Origin of the sequence: Methylobrevis pamukkalensis (assembly GCF_001720135.1) — a bacterium.
GTDB classification, from domain to species: domain Bacteria; phylum Pseudomonadota; class Alphaproteobacteria; order Rhizobiales; family Pleomorphomonadaceae; genus Methylobrevis; species Methylobrevis pamukkalensis.
In genome coordinates this window covers 1-1,820 of sequence record NZ_MCRJ01000235.1, presented here as the reverse complement: position 1 = coordinate 1,820, position 1,820 = coordinate 1, and the positions used below count along the sequence as shown (strand labels likewise).

Here is a 1,820-nt window from a genome sequence, read left to right as displayed (position 1 = left end):
TGATGGGCAGCCGCGACGCCGCCGTCTGCGTGGCCGCGATCCTGGAGCGGGCCGAGGAGATCCGCAGTCCCGGTGGGTATCTGCGGCGCTGACCGACAAGGCGCGGGCCGGCGACTTCTCGCTCGGACCGGTGCTGATGGGCCTGTGGCGGCGCAGCAGCCAGGCCGGGCAGGGCGCGCGCGCGCCGGATGAGAACGGCGCGGCGATGCGCGATTTACCTGCCGCGGCAGCTGGACTAGAGCCTGAACCGGGCGGATGCCGATGAGGAGAGAGCCGCGATGACGGATGGAACTGCTGATCTGACGCCGCTCGGCCATCTGGTCGAGGTGATCGCCGCCCGGGGCAGGGCAGGGCGCAGCCTCACCGCGCTCGCCGGCCCGCCCGCGGCCGGAAAGTCGACCCTGTCGGCGGCGATCGTCGACCGGCTCAATGCGGCCGAGCCGGGGTCGGCTGGTCTCCTGCAGATGGACGGCTACCACTTCGACGACCGGGTGCTGGTCCCGCTCGGCCTGCGGCCGCGCAAGGGCGCGCCGGACACCTTCGACGTCGCCGGGCTCGCCCACATGCTGACGCGCCTGCGCGCCAACACGGAGGACGCGATCGCGGTGCCGGTGTTCGACCGGTCGCTGGAGGTGGCCCGCGCCGCCGCCGGCCTCGTTCCGCGCTCGGTCCGCCATCTGGTCGTGGAGGGCAACTACCTGCTGCTCGATCGCGCGCCCTGGCGGGATCTCGCACCGCTGTTCGACACCACCGTGATGATCGTCGCCGACACCGACCTCCTGCGCCGCCGCCTCGTCGCGCGCTGGGAGGGCCACGGCCTCGGCGCGGAGGAGATCGCCGCCAAGGTCGACGGCAACGACCTGCCCAACGCGCTGCTGGTGCTGCGCGAAAGCCGGCCGGCGGAATTCCGCATCGCCGGCGAGACGTGACGCTCAGACGATGGTGGTGACGAGCGTGCCGATGCCGTCGACCCGACCGACCAGCCGGTCGCCGCGCTCCACCGGGCCGACACCGGCGGGCGTGCCGGTGAACAGCAGGTCGCCGGGCTCCAGCCGCACCAGCCGCGACAGGTGGACGATGGTCTCGGCGACGGACCAGATCATCAGCGACAGGTCGGAGTTCTGGCGCACGCTGCCGTTGACCGAAAGCTCGATCGTGCCCGAGGTCGGATGGCCGGCGGGCGGCACGGGGATGAGGTCGCCGATCGGTGCCGAGGCGTCGAAGCCCTTGGCCATGCACCACGGACGGGCCGTGCGCTTGGCCTCCGACTGCAGGTCGCGGCGGGTGAGATCGAGGCCGACGCCATAGCCCCACACGTGGTCCAGCGCCTGTTCCGGCTCGATCTCGGCGCCGCCGGTGCCGATCGCCGCCACCAGTTCCAGCTCGAAATGCAGGCTGCGGCAGGCCGGCGGATAGGGGGTGTCGGCGCCGCCGGTGACGATCGCGCCCGCGGGCTTCATGAAGAAGAACGGCGGTTCGCGGTCCGGGTCCGAGCCCATTTCGCGCGCGTGTTCGGCATAGTTGCGGCCAACGCAGTAGATGCGGCGCACCGGATAGCGTCCGCCGCCGGCCACGGGCACGGCGGGAATGGCTTCGGGCGCGATCACGAAGTCGGACATGAGGCTCTCGATCGATGATGGTTTTGAACCGGCGAGTGTCGACACTCCTGATTCCTTCCTAGACGATCGCTCGCCGTCGCGAAAGCCGTTCGGGTGGCAAATTTCGGCGCAAGTCCGGCAGGCCCCTCATGATTTTCTTCGACGGAAACATCCCCGACATGTGATAATGACTTCGAATTGAAACATGCGTGCCTGATTTTT

The 1,820-nt window shown here is 70.1% G+C and carries 3 protein-coding genes; 2 read left to right on the top strand and 1 reads right to left on the bottom strand.

The genetic code is table 11. The features are described from left to right. Positions 1–2: 2 nt before the first annotated feature. On the top strand, positions 3–92 hold the full coding sequence (gene repC, locus A6302_RS25935) for a replication initiation protein RepC (RefSeq protein WP_342586322.1): 90 nt from the start codon (positions 3–5) through the stop codon (positions 90–92). Positions 93–278: 186 nt separating this feature from the next. Further along, the gene (locus tag A6302_RS20140) at positions 279–929 is read left to right on the top strand and encodes a nucleoside/nucleotide kinase family protein (RefSeq protein ID WP_069308501.1); all 651 of its coding nucleotides are present in this window, start codon (positions 279–281) and stop codon (positions 927–929) included. Between the two features lie 3 nt (positions 930–932). Here the strand turns inward: A6302_RS20140 and A6302_RS20135 are convergent, their stop codons facing one another. Next, positions 933–1,619: a fumarylacetoacetate hydrolase family protein gene (locus A6302_RS20135; RefSeq protein WP_069308500.1), complete on the bottom strand. Its 687-nt coding sequence runs from the start codon at positions 1,617–1,619 to the stop codon at positions 933–935. Between the last annotated feature and the right edge of the window lie 201 nt (positions 1,620–1,820).